A 16804-nucleotide genomic window follows, 5' to 3' on the forward strand; every position below is an offset into this window, starting at 1 on the left:
AACACCCCCCGCCCGGCCAGAACGCTCCCGCACTGCCCCATTGGGCCCAAGCCCACCCCCACCCACACCCGTATATTCACCACCACGGCACCACCACCCGCCCCACCCCCGGAGGGACCCCGTGGAGATCCTCGCCTTCGGCGCCCAGACCGACGAGAAGCCCCTCATCGAGCGAGCCTTCGAGGGCCACCACGACGTCCACGCCGTGGACGTCTTCCTCACCCCCGACACCGCCCCCATCGCCGCCGGCCACGAGATCATCTCCACCAGCGTCAACTGCGACCTCGGCCCCGCCGTGCTCGAGGCCCTCGCCGCAGGCGGCACCCGCATGGTCGCCCAGCGCTCCACCGGCTTCAACAACATCGACCTCGACGTGGCCGAACGCCTCGGCCTCACCATCGCCCGGGTCTCGTACTACTCCCCCCACTCGGTCGCCGAGTTCGCCTGGACCCTCGCCATGGCCGTCAACCGCCGGATCGTCCGCGCCTCCACCCGCACCCGCGACTTCGACTTCCGGCTCGACGGCCTGATGGGCCGCGACCTGCACGGCCGCACCGCCGGCATCCTCGGCACCGGAAAGATCGGCGAGGCGTTCACCCGGATCGCCCACGGCTTCGGCATGCGCCTGCTCGGCTGGGACGTCTCCGAGAACCCGGCCTGCCTGGACCTCGGCATGACCTACGTCCCCAAGGAGCAGCTTCTCGCCGAGTCCGACCTGATCAGCCTGCACGTCCCGCTGCTCCCCGCCACCCAGCACCTGATCGACGCGGACGCCCTGAAGACCATGCGGGACGACGCCGTCCTGGTGAACTCCAGCCGTGGCGGCCTCATCGACACCGCGGCCCTCGTCGCCGAACTGCGCGAGGGCCGCTTCACGGGCGTCGGCCTGGACGTGTACGAGGCGGAGGCGGGACTGTTCTTCCTCGACAGGTCCCTGGAGGCCGTCGACGACGACACCCTGGCCCGCCTCGTCACGTTCCCGAACGTGCTGGTCACGTCCCACCAGGCGTACTACACCGTGGACGCCGTGGGACAGATCGTGGCGACCACGGTCGGCAACGTCCTCGACTACACCGCCGGCCGCCGCTCGGAGAACGTGCTCGTCCCCCGCAGCTGACCCACCAGCTCCCCGACGATCGCCGCCCCGTTCAGGGTCAGTACCGACTCGGGGTGGAACTGCACCCCACCGAACCCGCGCCCCCGCAGTGCGTGCACCTCGCCGCCCGCCACACGGCTGACCTCGATGCCGTGCGCGGCCAGCTCCCGCGCGGTGTCGTCGTCGCAGCGCGCCACGAAGCTGTTGTAGAAGCCGACCGTCTCCGGCCGCCCGAACAGGTCGATCTCCGTCTGCGCCCCCTGGTACGGGACCTCCTTCCGTACGATCTCCAGGCCCAGCTCGGCCGCGATCAGCTCATGGCCGAGACAGACGCCGAGGACACCGTGCCGGTTCTCCCGCAGGACGTCGGCGGTCAGACCGCGCAGGAACCGCATCTTCGGGTCGGTGGTGTCGGACGGGTCACCGGGGCCGGGGCCCAGCACCAGGGGCCCCTCGTGCGCCAACACCGCCTCCCGCAGCCCTGGCTCGTCGTACCGCCGTACCGTCACGTCCAGCCCCGCCGCCCGCAGCACATGGGCGAGCATCGCGGTGAACGTGTCCTCCCCGTCGACGACCAGCGCGTGACCGGTCAGCGCGTCCGACCGCTCCTGCATCCGCAGCCAGAACGGCGCGAGCGACGCCCGCCGTCCGTCCAGCGCCGCCCGCACCCGCGGGTCGTCGGCCAGCCCCGGCCGTGCGGACTCCTCGCGCGGGCGCCCCGGCCGTACGCCCAGCGCGGCCAGCACCCCGGCCGCCTTGGCGTGGGTCTCCGCGACCTCGCCCGCCGGGTCCGAGCCGCGCACCAGGGTCGCCCCGACCGGCACCCGCAGCCGCCCGGCCGCGTCGATGTCGGCGGTGCGGATCAGGATGGGGGAGTCCAGCGTCTGGGCGCCGCCCTCGTCGCGGCCGAGGAGGGCGAGCGCGCCCGCGTAGTAGCGGCGCCCGCCCACCTCGTGCCGCTCGATCACCCGGCAGGCGTTCTGCACCGGGGAGCCGGTGACGGTCGCCGCGAACATCGTCTCCTTCAGCACCTCGCGCACGTCCAAGGAGGAACGGCCGCGCAGCTCGTACTCCGTGTGGGCGAGGTGCGCCATCTCCTTCAGCCGGGGGCCGACGACGACGCCGCCCATGTCGCCGACGGTGCACATCATCTTGAGCTCCTCGTCGACGACCATCGACAGCTCCTCGATCTCCTTGCCGTCGGCGAGGAACCCCAGCAGATGCTCGGGGCTCGGCCCCTCGGCCGGGTAGCGGTAGGTACCGCTGATCGGGTTCATCACGACCGTCCCGCCGGAGGCTCTGACATGCACCTCGGGGCTCGCCCCGACCAGTGTCCGCCCACCCGTGTGGACGACGAACGTCCAGTACGCGCCCCGCTCGCCCTCGAGGAGCCGCCGGAACAGCGCCAGCGCGTCGGCCCGTCCGAACCCCGGGATCTCACCCTCGTACGTCCGCCGGATCACGAAGTTGGCGCCCTCGCCCCGCCCGATCTCCTCGTCCAGGACCCGCCCGACGATCCGCGCGTACTCCTCGTCGCCGACGTCGAAGCCGCCGCCCGTCACCCGTACGTCATGGGAGGGGAGCCGGTCGAGCGCCTCGGCGAGCGGGATCTCGTACCGCTCCTCGGGCGTCAGCACCAGCAGCGGGGTGCCGTCGTCGCGGACGTCGAAGCCGCGCTCGCGGATCTGCCGGAAGGGGACGACGGCCAGACACTCGTCGGGCAGTTCGGCCAGGAGGTCCCGTGTGCCGACCGGGCCGATCAGCAGCTCGACCATGTCGTGGTCGTGGCCCGGGGTGCGGCGGCGCAGCAGGGCGAAGGGGCGATCGTCGTGCGGGAGCTGTGCCAGATCCATGGTGGGGGTCCTCGTCTCGTCGCTGTCATGAGCGTGAGGAACGGCCCCGGGAAACACCGAAGGCCGCCCCTCGGGCGGCCTTCGCGAAGTCTTGCGTACGCGCAGTCAGTGGGCCGCCGGAGAAGCGGGCCACCACCAGTTCTGGGTCGAGTGCGCGAACATGGCAGGCACGCTACACGATGCGGGACGTGACGCGTGCGGTCCCCGTCTCATTTGCTGAGCGCCGGAATGGACGGCCGATTCGACCGCGTACTGTGGGGCGTGTGACCGTAAACGCTGATTCTCAAAGCGTCGCCGCTCAGGCGACCTGGCGAAACCTGCCTGCGGCGCAGCAGCCCGAGTACCCGGATGCCGAGGCTCTGCGCGATGTGATCGCCGAGCTCGAGACGTATCCCCCGCTGGTGTTCGCCGGCGAATGTGACCAGCTGCGTGCGCGTATGGCGGCCGTCGCGCGAGGCGAGGCGTTTCTGCTCCAGGGCGGTGACTGTGCCGAGTCCTTCGACGCGGTGTCCGCCGAGCACATCCGGGCGAAGCTGAAGACCCTCCTCCAGATGGGCGCCGTCCTCACCTACGCCGCCTCCGTGCCCGTCGTGAAGGTGGGCCGGATCGCCGGCCAGTACTCCAAGCCGCGCTCCAAGCCGACCGAGACCCGCGACGGTCTGACGCTGCCCACCTACCGCGGCGACTCCGTCAACGGCTTCGACTTCACCGAGAAGGCCCGGATCCCGGACCCCGAGCGGCTGAAGCGCATGTACCACGCGTCGGCGTCCACGCTGAATCTGGTGCGTGCCTTCACCACCGGCGGCTACGCCGACCTGCGCCAGGTGCACGCCTGGAACCAGGACTTCGTGAAGTCGTCCCCGTCCGGCCAGCGCTACGAGCAGCTCGCCCGGGAGATCGACAACGCGCTGAACTTCATGCGGGCCTGCGGCACCGACCCGGAGGAGTTCAAGACCGTCGAGTTCTTCTCCTCGCACGAGGCGCTGCTGCTCGACTACGAGTCCGCGCTCACCCGCGTCGACTCCCGCACGGGGCAGCTGTACGACGTCTCCGGGCACATGGTGTGGATCGGCGAGCGCACGCGGCAGATGGACCACGCGCACATCGAGTTCGCCTCGAAGATCCGCAACCCGATCGGCATCAAGCTCGGCCCGACGACGACGGCCGAGGAGGCGCTGCAGTACATCGAGCGCCTCGACCCCGAGCGGGAGCCCGGCCGGCTGACCTTCATCGTCCGGATGGGCGCGGACAAGATCCGCGACAAGCTCCCCGAGCTGGTCGAGAAAGTCACCGCGTCCGGCGCCACCGTGGCCTGGGTGACCGACCCGATGCACGGCAACACGTTCGAGGCGGCCTCCGGTCACAAGACCCGCCGCTTCGACGACGTGCTCGACGAGGTGAAGGGCTTCTTCGAGGTCCACAAGGAGCTCGGCACCCACCCGGGCGGCATCCATGTGGAGCTCACGGGTGACGACGTCACCGAGTGCGTGGGCGGCGGCGACGAGATCTTCGTCGACGATCTGCACCAGCGCTACGAGACGGCCTGCGACCCCCGGCTCAACCGCAGCCAGTCGCTGGACCTGGCGTTCCTCGTCGCGGAGATGTACCGCGACCAGTAACGACCGGCCGGCTTCGGGGTGGGGCGCGTATCACATGGGATCGCGCCCCACCCCTCTTTTGTGCCTTTCGGGCGACAGGTAAGGTTAGGTTAGCCTCACCGATCAAGGGTCGGTACGGCACGACCCAGTACTCCGTCGGGAGGTGAACCGCGTGTTCGTCTGCAGTTGCTTCGGTGTGACCGAGGAACAGGTGAGGAGCCACGCGGACGCCGGAGCGTGCACGCCCCGGCAGATCGCCTCCGCCTGCAAGGCGGGCACCGACTGCGGTGGCTGCGTACGGCGCATCCAGGCACTGCTCGGCCGCGGCTCCTGTCCGCGCCGGCAGCTCATCGACCAGGGCGAGCCGCCGCTCACCGCGGAGCTTCCCGAAGCCGCCTGAACGGTCTAGTGGGTGGAGAAGCCGCCCGTTCCCGGACCCGACGCGTCCGGCTGTACCTGTTCCACGACCGTGGACAGGTACAGCGACTCGCCCAGCTTCTCGATCAGCTCCAGCTGGGTGTCCAGGTAGTCGATGTGGTGTTCCTCGTCGGCCAGGATGGCCTCGAAGATGTTGGCCGACGTGATGTCGCCCTTGGTGCGCATGACCTCCACGCCCCGGCGCAGCCGGTCGATCGCCTCGAGCTCGACCTCCCGGTCGGCCTGGAACATCTCGGTCACCGTCTGGCCGACCCGGACGTGGAACAGCCGCTGGTAGTTGGGCAGGCCGTCGAGGAGCAGGATGCGGTCGGTGAGCACCTCGGCGTGGCGCATCTCGTCGAACGACTCGGCGCGCGTGTACTGGGCGAGTTTCGTCCAGCCCTTGTGGTCCTGCAGCTTCGAGTGCAGGAAGTACTGGTTGATCGCCGTGAGCTCGGCGGTCAGCTGCTCGTTCAGGAATTCGATGACCTCGGGGTCGCCCTGCATCGCATGGGCTCCTTCCGCGCGGGGGAACTGGCAGGTTGGGCCGCATGATTCCACCGGCGGAGAAGATCGTCCAGTAAGTCTAGACTTAGTAAGTAAGTCCATGCTCAGTAAGCTATGTACCTGTTTGACCGAATCTGCCGGTCCCGGTTCAGAGGCATGGTCCCCGGTCTGTCAGGATGGAGACATGGGTCAGCCGGCGGAACGCGAAGCGGGGGAGCGCACAGCAGAAGGAGCGGCGCGGTCCGAGCTCCCGCCGGGGCAGCGGCTGCAGAAGGGCTGGCCGGTCACCCACTACGGACCGGTCCCGAAGTTCCGGCCCGAACGCTGGGAGTTCCGGGTCTTCGGCGCCACCGCCGACGGTGAGAAACACTGCTGGAACCACGAGGAGTTCACCGCCCTGCCGTACACCACGGTCGAGGCCGATCTGCACTGTGTCACCAAGTTCAGCATGGTGGGCGCCGAGTGGGGCGGCATCCCGGCGCGCACGGTCGTGGACCTCGCCCCGCCCGCCCCGGACGTCACCCATGTGATGGTCTGGGCGGAGTACGGCTTCAGCTCCAACCTGCGGCTCGCCGACTTCACTTCCGGGGGCGCCCTCTTCGCCACCCACAAGGACGGCGAGCTGCTCACCGCCGAGCACGGCTTCCCGCTGCGCCTGATCGTCCCCCATCTGTACGCCTGGAAGGGACCCAAGTGGGTGCGCGGTGTGGAGTACATGACCGCCGACCGCCGGGGCTTCTGGGAGGAGCGCGGCTACCACAACCTCGGCGACCCCTGGCAGGAGCAGCGCTACTCCTACCAGGAGGAGCCCGGGGACGGCCCCGAGCTCTGACCGCCGTACGGTCTCAGGCGTCCCGCAGCCGCTTCAGCCGCTCCACGTCCGCGGCGTGGCCCTCCTTGCCGCCGGGCGTCTCGATGACCAGCGGTACGCCCTCGGTCGCCGGGTGCCTCATCAGCGCCCGGAACGGGTCCTCGCCTATGTGGCCCGCGCCGATGTTGGCGTGACGGTCCTTGTGTGCGCCGACCACATCCTGGGAGTCGTTGGCGTGGATCAGCCTCAGCCGGCCCTCGCCGACCGTGTCCACCAGCAGGTCCAGCGTCTGGTGCATGCCGCTCGGCCCGGTCAGATCGTGGCCGGCCGCGAAGACATGGCAGGTGTCCAGGCAGACGCCCAGCTTCGGATGGGCGTCCAGCGCCTCGAAGTACGGTCCGAAGTCCCAGGTCCGTGAGCACAGCGAGGAGCCCTGGCCGGCCGTGGACTCCAGCAGCAGGAACGGGTCGTCGTCATGGGTCAGCTCGTCCAGCAGCGGCAGCATGTGCTCCCGTACCTGCTTCAGCGCCACCGACCGCTCCCTGCCGCCCGTGGCGCTGCCCGTGTGCACCACCACGCCCTGCGCGCCGATCTCCCGGCCGCGCCGCAGCGAGTGCCGCAGCGACTCCACGGACCGCTCGACGGTCGCCTCGGTGTGCGACCCGAAGTTGATCAGGTACGGGGCGTGCACGTAGGCCGGGATCGAGCCCTCCGCGCAGGCGGCGCGGAAGGCCTCGTCCTGCTTCGGGTTGCCTGCCGGGGTGGCCCAGCCGCGCGGGTTGGCGACGAAGACCTGCACGGTCTCCGCCTTCAGCTCACGGGCGTAGGACAGGCCGACGGAGTGCAGGCCGCCGGCCACGGGGACATGGCCGCCGACCGGGTTGCGGACGGGGCCGGACTGGTGACTCTTCACCCGTCAAGGGTGTCATGCGCGCCGGGGGTCCTGGTCAGCGGATCTCTATGGTTATCGTCGACCCCTTGGGCGCGGTGTCCCCGCCGTCCACGGACTGGCCCTTGACCGTGTCGCCGAACAGACCGAGGAGTCCGCGGTCCTCGTCCACCTGGAACCCGGCGTCCTCCAGCTTCTGCTTGGCCTCGTCCACACTGTCGCCGACCACGTCCGGCACCTCGATCATCTCGGGGCCCTTGGACAGGGTCAGCGTCACGGTGTCGCCCTCGGCGGCCCGGCCGCCCTCGCCCGGGTTCTGCCGGGCCACCTGGCCGGCGTCGAACTCCGAGTTCACCCGTTCGCCGGCGACCTCCACCTTGAGTCCCGCCTCCTCCAGCTCGGCCCGCGCGTCCTCCAGGTCGTCACCGGTCACGTCCGGTACCTCCACCGGGCGGCCCTTGCTCACGGTCAGCGCCACCGCCGAGGCCGCGCGGACCTTGGTGCCCTTGCCGGGCTCCGTGGAGATCACCGAGCCCCGGGCCACCGAGTCACTGAACTCGCGGGTGACCATGCCCGGCTCCAGACCGTCGTCCTTCAGCACGTCACGCGCCTTGTCCAGCGGGTAGCCGTCGAGGTCGGGCACCCGCACGGTCTGCGGGCCCCTGGAGACGGTCAGCGACACCGAGTCGTTGCCGCGGATGCGGGCGCCCGCCTTCGGGTCGGTGCTGATCACCCTGCCCCGCTCCACGCTGTCGCTGAAGGCCTCCGTCACCTCGCCGACGCCGAGACCGGCCGTCGCCAGCCGGTCCCGGGCCTCCTTCTCGGTCTTCGCCAGCAGCGGCGGGACCTTGGTGAACTGGCCCGAGTTGATGTACCAGATCCCCGAGCCCACCCCGAGGACCAGGAGCACGGCCACGACGATCGCCATCGGCCCGCGCCGCAGCGCGGTCCGGCGCCGGGGCGGCAGTGGCGGCGGGGACCGGAACCGGCTGGTGTGACGCACCGGGTCCGTGCCCTCGTCCTCGTTCACGGGCAGCGGGCGGGGGATGCCCAGCGAGCGCGGGATGACGCTCGTACGGTCCTCGGCGTTGTCGTGCTCCGCCGTCAGCGCCTGCGGGGGCACCGCGTCGAGCTGCCCGTCGGTGAGCCGGCCACGCCCCGCGCGGACCTGCGCGAGCAGCGCCACCGCGTCGTGCGGACGGAGCTCGGGGTTGCGCGCGGCCGCCGACGCGACCAGCTCGTCCAGCTCGTACGCCATGCCGGGTACGGCGGCCGACGGGGCCGGCACGTCGTCGTGCAGATGCTTGTACAGCACGATCGCGGGGGAGTCGCCGTCGTGCGGCTTCTCGCCGGTCAGCATCTCGTACAGCAGGATGCCGCACGCGTACACGTCCACGCGGGTGTCCGCGATGCCGTTCTCGATCTGCTCCGGGGCCAGGTACGAGACCGTGCCCAGCACGGTGCCCGTGGTGTTCGTCACCGAGTCCACGGCGCGGACCAGCCCGAAGTCGGCGACCTTGACCCGGCCGTCGTCCCCTATCAGCACGTTCTCGGGCTTCATGTCGCGGTGCACGAACCCGGCCCGGTGCGCGGCGCCGAGCGCGGCCAGCACCGGCTCCAGGATGTCCAGCGCCGCCCGCGGCTGCAGCGCGCCGCGCTCACGCAGCACGTCACGCAGGGTGCAGCCGGCGATGTACTCCATCGCCAGGTAGACGTACGCCCCGTCGGTGCCCTGGTCGAAGACCTGCACCACGTTCGGGTGGGCCAGACGGGCGACCGACTTCGCCTCGCGGATGAACCGCTCGACGAACGAGCCGTCCGCCGCGAGGGAGGGGTGCATCACCTTGAGGGCGAGGATGCGGTCGAGGCGGGTGTCCACGGCCCGGTAGACCGTGGCCATCCCGCCGACCGCGATCCGCGCCTCGACGCGATACCGGCCGTCGAGCAGCTGCCCGACCAGAGGGTCCTGAAGGGTCGTGTCCACCCCCCAAATCTACAAGCCCCCACCGACACCCCCGCCCCGCCCAACCCTGTTGCAGCGGACCTGTGACGTCCCCACCCCCGCAGCCCGCGTAGCTGCGGCTGGCCGCAGTCCGCGTAGCTGCGGGCAGTCGTGCCGCTGGGGCGGCACGGGTGGGCGCAGCGGCACCCCCTCCAGCGGGGCGAGCGCACCCCCACCCCCGTCCGGCAGGCACCCGGGGTGACGGCTGAGCGGGGGGAGGTCGCGCGGCCCGGCGCTTACGGGGTGCCGTCGCGCCCACCCGTGCCGCCCTGCGGCACGCCTGCCCGCGCCGCCAGCCGAGCCCCCCGCCCCGCCTCCACAGCCGACCGCATCGCGCCGGCCATCAGCACCGGCACCTGCGCCCGGGTCACCGCGGACGCCAGCATCACCGCCGCACACCCCAGCTCCATCGCCAGCGCCACGTCGGACGCCGTCCCCGCCCCCGCGTCCAGGATCACCGGCACCCCCGCCCGCTCCACGATCAACTCGAAGTTGTGCGGATTGCGGATCCCCAGCCCCGACCCGATCGGCGACCCCAGCGGCATGACCGCCGCACACCCCACGTCCTCCAGCTTCCGCGCCAGCACCGGATCGTCGTTGGTGTACGGCAGCACCGTGAACCCGTCGTCGACCAGCGTCTGAGCCGCGTCCAGCAGCTCGACCGGGTCCGGCAGCAGCGTCCGCTCGTCGGCGATGACCTCCAGCTTGACGAGGTCCGTGCCGAGCGCCTCCCGCGCGAGCCGCGCGGTGAGGACCGCCTCCCCGGCGGTGAAGCACCCCGCCGTGTTCGGCAGCACCCGGATGCCCAGCCGCTCCAGTACCGACAGCACGGACCCGTGCACCGACGGGTCCACCCGCCGCATCGCGACGGTGGTCAGCTCCGTCCCGGACGCCACCAGCGCCCGCTCCAGCACGTCGAGGCTCGGCGCCCCGCCGGTGCCCATGATCAGACGGGACGTGAAGGACGTGTCGCCGAGGAGGAACGGATCGTCGGCCATGGTCAGCCTCCCTGGACGGCGGTCAGGACTTCCACCCGGTCACCCTCACGCAGGGAGGTGGCCGGCCACTGCGCACGCGGGACGACGGTTTCGTTGAGGGCGGCGGCCACCCCCGAGGGCGCCGAGGTGAGCGACCTCACGACGAGGTCGAGAGCGGTGCCGGGCGCGAACTCCCGCCGCTCCCCGTTGACCGAGACGTTCATGCGGACTGCTCCGTGAGGACGGCGGCGCCGAAGCGCCGCGGGGTGAACGGGCGGGCCACGTCCGGCAGCGTCCCGCCGGTCAGGGCCTCCGCCATGGCGTCGCCGGTGACCGGCGTCAGCAGGACGCCGTTGCGGTGGTGGCCGGTGGCCAGCAGCAGCCCGTCGAGCTCCGTCGGGCCGAGCAGCGGCGCGTTGTCGGGGGAGCAGGGGCGCAGTCCCGCGCGGGTCTCGGTGAGCGGCAGTTCGGTGATCCCGGGGACCAGCTCGTGGGCGTCGCGCAGCAGCTCGTACACGCCGCCCGCGGTGACGGTGGTGTCCCAGCCCAGCTCCTCGCTGGTCGCCCCGATCACCAGCTCGCCGTTCTCGCGCGGCACCAGATAGACATGGCTGCCGCGCACCACGGCCCGTACGGTCCGGTTCAGGAAGGGGCCGTGCCGTTCGGGCATCGTCAGCCGTACGACCTGTCCCTTCACGGGACGCACGGGAGGCAGCACGTCCGCCGGTACGCCCGCGAGCCGCCCGCTGAGGCTGCCCGCCGCGAGCACCGTCCGCCCGGCGGCCAGCTCGGTGCCGTCGGCCGTGACGACGCCCGTCGCACGGTCCCCGGCCACCACGAGCCGTTCCGCCCACGCGCGGTGGAGGGTCACACCGGCCCGCTCACAGGCGGTGACCAGTGCCGCCGCCAGCCGCCGGGGGTCGATCTGGTGGTCGTCGTCCACCCGCAGCCCGCCGCGCACCCCCGGCGCGAGCATCGGCTCCAGGCGCCGGCACTCCCGCCCGGACAGCCACTGCGACCGAAGCCCCGACCGCTCCTGGAGGGCGTGCAGTTCCCGCAGATGGGCGCGGTCGTCGGAGTCCAGTGCCACGGCGAGCGTGCCGCACGCGCGGTAGCCGAGGTCGTGGCCGGTGAAGTCGGTCAGCTCGGCCGCGAACGCGGGATAGCGCCGCGCGGAGGCGAGGTTCAGACCGAGCAGGGTCTCCTCGCCGTAGTGCAGTTCGGTGACGGCGGCCAGCATCCCGGCGGCCACCCGGGCGGCCCCGCCGCCCGGATCGGGGTCCACCACGACCGTGGAGAGACCGCGCTGCGCGGCCCGCCAGGCCGTGACCAGTCCGATGATTCCGCCCCCGACGACGAGGACGTCTGAGGTACGCGTGGGCGACATGGGCGTCCAGCCCCTCCCTTCGCCGGCATGACCCGGATCAGGTTCGTACGGTCGGAGGCCGCCAGCCTCCCTCTCAGCCCGGTGCGTCCGGGCTCCCGCGAGTGCTTGTACGTTGGCCAGCGTATCCCTCGGCCCACCGACCCTGTAAGGGAGCCTCCCGCGTGGCACCATCGCTCGACGGACTCGTCCTCGCCCCCGTGGCCGACCAGGCCCCCGGCCAGGTCGGCACCCGCACCCGTTTCGCGTACCACGAGCGGGGCGGCGAGATCTGGGCCGAGTACGCGGGCGGCGACGTCGTCCGCGGGCATCTGGTGGGCACCCGCGCGGGAGACCGGCTGGACTTCCGGTACGTGCAGCTCAAGCGGGACGGCACCACCTCCTCGGGACACTGCGTGTCCACGGTCGTCGAACTGCCCGACGGGCGGGTGCGGCTGGAGGAGAGCTGGGAGTGGGAGTCCCAGCCGGGCAGCGGGACGAGCGTCGTGGAACAGCTCGACCACCCGGCCGGGTGATGCCGCGTCAGCTGTCTAAGGTGATCGGGTGACTGAGCAGACGCAGCAACCGGGACCGTCCGATCCGCGGCGGGTGGTCGTGGCGGGCGCGGGCATGGCCGGCGTGCAGACCGCCCTCGCCCTGCGCGAACAGGGCTTCACCGGCACCGTGACGCTGATCGGCGCGGAACCCCACCAGCCCTACGACAGGCCCCCGTTGTCCAAGGCGGTGCTGCTCGGCAAGGCCGAGGACTCCGCCTTCGACGTCGACTTCGAGGACGCCGGCATCGAACTGCGGCTCGGCTGCGAGGCCCTCGGCCTGCGCGCCGGTGACCATGAACTGGACACGGAGGCCGGGCCCGTCCCGTACGACGTGCTGGTGGTCGCCACCGGGGCACAACCGGTCCGGCTGCCGGGCGCCGAGGGCGTGCCCGGTGTGCATCTGCTGCGCACCCTGGACGACGCCGCGCGGCTGCGGCCGGTGCTCGCACGGCAGCACGACGTCGTGGTGGTCGGGGCCGGCTGGATCGGCGCGGAGTTCGCCACGGCGGCCCGCGAGGCGGGCTGCGCGGTCACCGTCGTGGAGGCGCAGGAGCGTCCGCTGGTGGAGGCGCTGCCCGCCGAGGTGGCCGCCCCGATGACCGCCTGGTACGCCGAGGCAGGCGTCGCGCTGCGCACCCGCACACGCGTGGAGCGCGTCGAGCCCGGCGCCGTGGTCCTGGACGACGGCTCGCGGCTGCCCGCGGGCGCCGTGGTCGTCGGCATCGGGGCCCGACCCGCCACCGCCTGGCTCGCGGGCTCCGGGATCGGGCTCGGCGCGCACGGCGAGATCGTCGCCGACCGTCATCTGGCGACCTCCCTGCCGGACGTGTACGCGGTCGGCGACTGCGCGTCCTTCCCGTCCGGGCGCTACGGCGAGCGGCTGCTGGTCCACCACTGGGACAACGCCCTCCAGGGGCCGCGCACGGTCGCCGGGAACATCCTCGGCGCCCTCAGCGGCCGGGAGCCCGCGGTGTACGACCCGGTGCCGTACTTCTGGTCCGAGCAGTTCGGGCGGTTCGTGCAGTACGCCGGGCATCACGCGGACGCCGACCGGACCGTGTGGCGCGGGGACCCCGCCGGGGCGGCCTGGAGCGTCTGCTGGCTGCGGGAGTCCCGCCTGGTCGCCCTGCTCGCGGTGGGGCGGCCCCGGGATCTGGCGCAGGGGCGCAGGCTGATCGAGGCGGGCACGGCGATGGACGCGGAGCTGGTGGCGGACCCGGGACGGCCGCTGAAGGCGGCGACCGTCTGAGGGTTCCGGGGCGCCGTGTCGGCGTGGGTGGGCGGGGCTGACTTCCGACTGTCAGTGGCAGATGGCAGGCTTGTCCCGTGACCGAGATTGACGCAAAGATCGATGCTCTCGTCCCCGCCTGGCTCACTCTGCCCGATATCGCCGAAATGCTCGATATCGAGGTGACGCGTGTCCGGCAGCTGGTCAAGGAGGGCCAGCTCATCGCCGTACGCCGGGGTGAGAACCGCGCACTGCACGTCCCCGCCGCCTTCATCGACGAGGACAAGGTCGTCAAGGGCCTGACCGGGACCCTGACGCTCCTGCGGGACGACGGCTTCACGGTCGAAGAGATGCTCGAGTGGCTGTTCACCCCCGACCCCAGCCTGCCGGGCACCCCGGCCCAGGCCCTCAGCGAGAACCGCGGCACGGAGGTGAAGCGCCGAGCCCAGGCCCTCGCGGTCTGACCGTCCCCCGACCTCGCGTGCCCGGGGCGGCCCAGCCCCGGCCACGCGAGCGCGTACGCGCCGTGTCCCACCTCCGCCCCGGACGCCGTGCCACGGCACCCGGAGCGGGCGGTGGGCCGGTCTCGCGCCGCCGGCCGGGGCGGGCACGCTCCCCGGCGCCCCGTAGTGGCCCACGTCGTGCCGCCGTCCCGTGAGGGGGCTCTCGCGGCCGTCGGTGCGGCGGCATAGGGTCCGTCGGGGTGTGCCTCCGCCGGGCCGTGACGTCCGGGAGTGTCCGCCCGAGACACGCCGGGCCCGCCGGGTCCGTGCGCCGCCGACATCCCCGGGGGACCCTCGAATGACCGCCACCGCTCGCGCCCGGCTCGACGGCGCCCTGCTCTACCTGTGCACCGACGCCCGCAAGCGGCAGGGCGATCTCCCCGAGTTCCTGGACGCCGTACTGGCGGGCGGGGTCGACATCGTGCAGCTGCGGGACAAGGGCATGGAGGCCGGTGAGGAGCTGGAGCACCTCGCCGTGTTCGCCGACGCCTGCGCCCGGCACGGCAAGCTGCTCGCGGTCAACGACCGCGCGGACGTCGCCCACGCCGCCCGCGCCGGCGTCCTCCACCTCGGCCAGGGCGACCTGCCCGTCCCCGCCGCCCGCGCGATCCTCGGCGACGACATCCTGATCGGCCGCTCCACCCACGCCGAGTCCGAGGCCGCCGCCGCGGCCGTCCAGCCCGGCGTGGACTACTTCTGCACCGGCCCCTGCTGGCCCACCCCCACCAAGCCCGGCCGCCACGCCCCCGGCCTGGACCTCGTCCGGTACACCGCCGCCCTCGACGCCGCGCGCCCCTGGTTCGCCATCGGCGGCATCGACCTCGGCAACCTCGACGAGGTGCTCGACGCCGGCGCCCGCCGGGTCGTCGTCGTACGGGCCGTCACCGAGGCGGACGACCCCGGCGCGGCGGCGGCCGAGTTCGCCAAGAGGCTGCGGCAGGCGGCGCCCGCGGACGAGGGGTGACCCCCGCGTCTCAGGTTTGTCCAAGGGGTGGACAACAAGTCGGCATTTCAGACAAATATCCCGCATCCGGTTGGGGGACCGCCGCCCCCTGGCTAACCTGCCGGTATGGCCCTCGGAACCGCATCGACCAGGACTGATCGCGCACGCACCGTGCGTGACATGCTCGCCGCAGGCAAGACGACGTACTCCTTCGAGTTCTCGGCGCCGAAGACCCCCAAGGGTGAGCGGAACCTGTGGAGCGCGCTGCGCAGGGTCGAGGCGGTCGCGCCCGACTTCGTCTCCGTGACCTATGGGGCGGGCGGGTCCACGCGGGCCGGCACGGTCAAGGAGACCGAGCAGATCGTCTCCGACACCACGCTCACCCCGGTCGCCCACCTCACCGCCGTCGACCACTCCATCGCCGAGCTGCGCAACATCATCGGCCAGTACGCCGACGCCGGGATCCGCAACATGCTCGCGGTGCGCGGCGACCCGCCCGGCGACCCCATGGGCGACTGGGTGGCGCACCCGCAGGGACTGACGTACGCGGCCGAACTCGTGCGGCTCATCAAGGAGTCGGGCGACTTCTGCGTCGGCGTCGCCGCCTTCCCCGAGATGCACCCGCGCTCGGCCGACTGGGACAGCGACGTCGCCCGCTTCGTCGACAAGTGCCGGGCCGGCGCCGACTACGCGATCACCCAGATGTTCTTCCAGCCCGAGTCCTATCTGCGACTGCGTGACCGAGTCGACGCGGCGGGCTGCGCGACCCCGGTGATTCCCGAGGTCATGCCCGTGACCAGCGTGAAGATGCTGGAGAGGTTGCCAAAGCTGAGTAACGCCTCGTTCCCCGAGGCCCTGAAAGAGCGGATCCTCGCAGCGAAGGACGATCCGGCGGCGGTACGCTCGATCGGAATCGGGTTCGCCACCGAGTTCTGCGCGCGGCTGCTGGCCGAGGGAGTGCCCGGACTGCACTTCATCACGCTCAACAACTCCACGGCGACCCTGGAAATCTACGAGAACCTGGGCCTGCACCACCCACCGCGGGCCTAGACCGGTCGCACGGATATACGACACACTGCGTAGCGACCACTGGGAGAGGGGCGTACATGGGCTGGACGGTCCTCTACATCGCGTTCGGCATCGTCGCGCTGTGGTTGCTCGGTGAGGTGCTGCTGCAGTACAAGGCACGGTTGCGCTGGCGGCTGCTCGCCTTCGGCGGCTTCCTCGGTGTCGTGCTCGGTGTGCTGATCCCGTCCGTCGTCGTCATCGGACTGGGCGCCGCGGCCTTCGCCGTCGGCCAGACCTACGTCACGCTGTCGTTCCGCCGCGGCTTCGCGGCCGGCTGGGCGGTCAACGCGCCGATGCTCGCCGCCGCCAAGGGCCGCCGGGGCGACCGCGGACGCGAGGAGCCGACCCTGGAGGTCTCCGACCTGGAGCCGTCCGGCGGCGGCCACGGCGACGACGACCACCGCGAGCGGGCCGCCTACCGCGCGGACGACGACTACGACCGCGACGACGTGTTCACCCCCGCCGCACGCCCCGACCAGCCCGCGGACGCCGAGAGCACCGCCGTCTACGAGCCGCAGCCCATGCCCGACGACACCGGCTCCTACGGCGTCTACGGCGGCGAGCACGGCTACGCGGCGCCCTCCCAGGACCAGTACGCGGCGACCGCCCAGGGCGCCGACCCGAACTACGCCTACGACTACTCCGGTTACGGCCAGCAGCAGGGCTACGACACCACGGGCCAGCAGCAGTACGCGGCCTACTCCGACCCGTACACCGACAACACGGCCTACGGGAACACCTCGTACGACACCGGCTACACCGACCAGCAGCAGTACGCCCAGCAGGGCTACACCCAGGACCCGTACGCCCAGCAGGGCTACGGCGGCGGCGAGACCCCGGCCGGCGGCCTCTGGGTCCCGCAGCAGCGCGGCGCCGACGACGGGTACGGCGGTGAACTCCCGCCGGAGCAGCAGCAGTACCCCTACCAGGGCGACGGACAGACGCACGGCAACGGCACCGGGTACGACGAGCAGTACCGCTACTGAGCGCGG

General features: G+C 72.0%; 17 protein-coding genes, 1 pseudogene and 1 riboswitch. Of the genes and pseudogenes, 10 read left to right on the forward strand and 8 right to left on the reverse strand.

The window, feature by feature from the left end; genetic code table 11:
* Window positions 1–121 precede the first annotated feature (121 nt).
* Window positions 122–1117, forward strand: a complete 996-nt coding sequence (locus tag IF28_RS0132805) for a 2-hydroxyacid dehydrogenase (protein ID WP_030228186.1) — start codon at window positions 122–124, stop codon at window positions 1115–1117.
* Here the strand turns inward: IF28_RS0132805 and IF28_RS0132810 are convergent.
* Together IF28_RS0132810 and IF28_RS40430 are read right to left on the reverse strand one after the other, a co-directional pair.
* Window positions 1069–2949: an anthranilate synthase family protein gene (locus tag IF28_RS0132810; RefSeq protein ID WP_030228190.1), complete on the reverse strand. Its 1881-nt coding sequence runs from the start codon at window positions 2947–2949 to the stop codon at window positions 1069–1071. The genes IF28_RS0132805 and IF28_RS0132810 overlap by 49 nt on opposite strands.
* A gap of 105 nt (window positions 2950–3054) precedes the next feature.
* Entirely contained in the window at window positions 3055–3162 is a 108-nt protein-coding gene (locus IF28_RS40430) for a trp operon leader peptide (protein ID WP_106982195.1), read from the reverse strand.
* A 50-nt stretch (window positions 3163–3212) separates the two neighbouring features.
* Here IF28_RS40430 and IF28_RS0132815 point away from each other — a divergent pair, with 50 nt between their 5' ends.
* Window positions 3213–4568 (forward strand): class II 3-deoxy-7-phosphoheptulonate synthase, encoded by a 1356-nt coding sequence (locus tag IF28_RS0132815; protein ID WP_030228192.1) that lies wholly within the window; start codon window positions 3213–3215, stop codon window positions 4566–4568.
* Window positions 4569–4710: 142 nt separating this feature from the next.
* Window positions 4711–4947 carry a (2Fe-2S)-binding protein gene (locus IF28_RS0132820; protein ID WP_199809072.1) on the forward strand — a complete coding sequence of 79 codons (237 nt, stop codon included), beginning with the start codon at window positions 4711–4713 and terminating at the stop codon, window positions 4945–4947.
* A gap of 5 nt (window positions 4948–4952) precedes the next feature.
* Here the strand turns inward: IF28_RS0132820 and bfr are convergent, their stop codons facing one another.
* Window positions 4953–5471: a bacterioferritin gene (gene bfr / locus IF28_RS0132825; protein ID WP_030228197.1), complete on the reverse strand. Its 519-nt coding sequence runs from the start codon at window positions 5469–5471 to the stop codon at window positions 4953–4955.
* 184 nt (window positions 5472–5655) lie between these two features.
* Between bfr and IF28_RS0132830 the strand changes: the two genes are divergently transcribed.
* Window positions 5656–6303 (forward strand): sulfite oxidase-like oxidoreductase, encoded by a 648-nt coding sequence (locus IF28_RS0132830; protein ID WP_030228199.1) that lies wholly within the window; start codon window positions 5656–5658, stop codon window positions 6301–6303.
* 13 nt (window positions 6304–6316) lie between these two features.
* Here the strand turns inward: IF28_RS0132830 and IF28_RS0132835 are convergent, their stop codons facing one another.
* The 5 genes and pseudogenes from IF28_RS0132835 to thiO all read right to left on the reverse strand — a co-directional run bounded on the left by IF28_RS0132835 (window position 6317) and on the right by thiO (window position 11537).
* Complete coding sequence (locus tag IF28_RS0132835) at window positions 6317–7195, reverse strand: deoxyribonuclease IV (RefSeq protein ID WP_030228201.1); 879 nt, start codon at window positions 7193–7195, stop codon at window positions 6317–6319.
* Window positions 7196–7229: 34 nt separating this feature from the next.
* The gene (gene pknB / locus IF28_RS0132840) at window positions 7230–9155 is read right to left on the reverse strand and encodes a Stk1 family PASTA domain-containing Ser/Thr kinase (RefSeq protein WP_030228204.1); all 1926 of its coding nucleotides are present in this window, start codon (window positions 9153–9155) and stop codon (window positions 7230–7232) included.
* Window positions 9156–9457: 302 nt separating this feature from the next.
* Window positions 9458–10171, reverse strand: a pseudogene (locus IF28_RS0132845) (thiazole synthase); the annotation flags it as partial.
* A gap of 2 nt (window positions 10172–10173) precedes the next feature.
* Complete coding sequence (thiS, locus tag IF28_RS0132850) at window positions 10174–10374, reverse strand: sulfur carrier protein ThiS (RefSeq protein WP_030228209.1); 201 nt, start codon at window positions 10372–10374, stop codon at window positions 10174–10176.
* On the reverse strand, window positions 10371–11537 hold the full coding sequence (gene thiO / locus IF28_RS0132855) for a glycine oxidase ThiO (protein ID WP_030228211.1): 1167 nt from the start codon (window positions 11535–11537) through the stop codon (window positions 10371–10373). The genes thiS and thiO overlap by 4 nt, the downstream gene beginning before the upstream one ends.
* Window positions 11535–11646, reverse strand: a riboswitch (TPP riboswitch). It overlaps the preceding gene by 3 nt.
* Before the next feature lie 52 nt (window positions 11647–11698).
* Between thiO and IF28_RS0132860 the strand changes: the two genes are divergently transcribed.
* The 6 genes from IF28_RS0132860 (at window position 11699) to IF28_RS0132885 (ending at window position 16798) form a co-directional block, all read left to right on the forward strand.
* On the forward strand, window positions 11699–12049 hold the full coding sequence (locus IF28_RS0132860; RefSeq protein ID WP_030228213.1) for a hypothetical protein: 351 nt from the start codon (window positions 11699–11701) through the stop codon (window positions 12047–12049).
* 28 nt (window positions 12050–12077) lie between these two features.
* Complete coding sequence (locus IF28_RS0132865; protein ID WP_030228216.1) at window positions 12078–13319, forward strand: NAD(P)/FAD-dependent oxidoreductase; 1242 nt, start codon at window positions 12078–12080, stop codon at window positions 13317–13319.
* A 77-nt stretch (window positions 13320–13396) separates the two neighbouring features.
* Window positions 13397–13762: an Rv2175c family DNA-binding protein gene (locus IF28_RS0132870; RefSeq protein WP_030228219.1), complete on the forward strand. Its 366-nt coding sequence runs from the start codon at window positions 13397–13399 to the stop codon at window positions 13760–13762.
* 337 nt (window positions 13763–14099) lie between these two features.
* Window positions 14100–14765: a thiamine phosphate synthase gene (thiE, locus tag IF28_RS0132875; protein WP_030228223.1), complete on the forward strand. Its 666-nt coding sequence runs from the start codon at window positions 14100–14102 to the stop codon at window positions 14763–14765.
* A gap of 105 nt (window positions 14766–14870) precedes the next feature.
* The gene (gene metF / locus IF28_RS0132880) at window positions 14871–15794 is read left to right on the forward strand and encodes a methylenetetrahydrofolate reductase [NAD(P)H] (RefSeq protein ID WP_030228225.1); all 924 of its coding nucleotides are present in this window, start codon (window positions 14871–14873) and stop codon (window positions 15792–15794) included.
* A 56-nt stretch (window positions 15795–15850) separates the two neighbouring features.
* Window positions 15851–16798, forward strand: a complete 948-nt coding sequence (locus IF28_RS0132885; RefSeq protein ID WP_030228228.1) for a hypothetical protein — start codon at window positions 15851–15853, stop codon at window positions 16796–16798.
* The last annotated feature ends 6 nt before the right edge of the window (window positions 16799–16804 follow it).

This window comes from Streptomyces sp. NRRL WC-3626, assembly GCF_000718785.1.
GTDB lineage: Bacteria > Actinomycetota > Actinomycetes > Streptomycetales > Streptomycetaceae > Streptomyces > Streptomyces edwardsiae.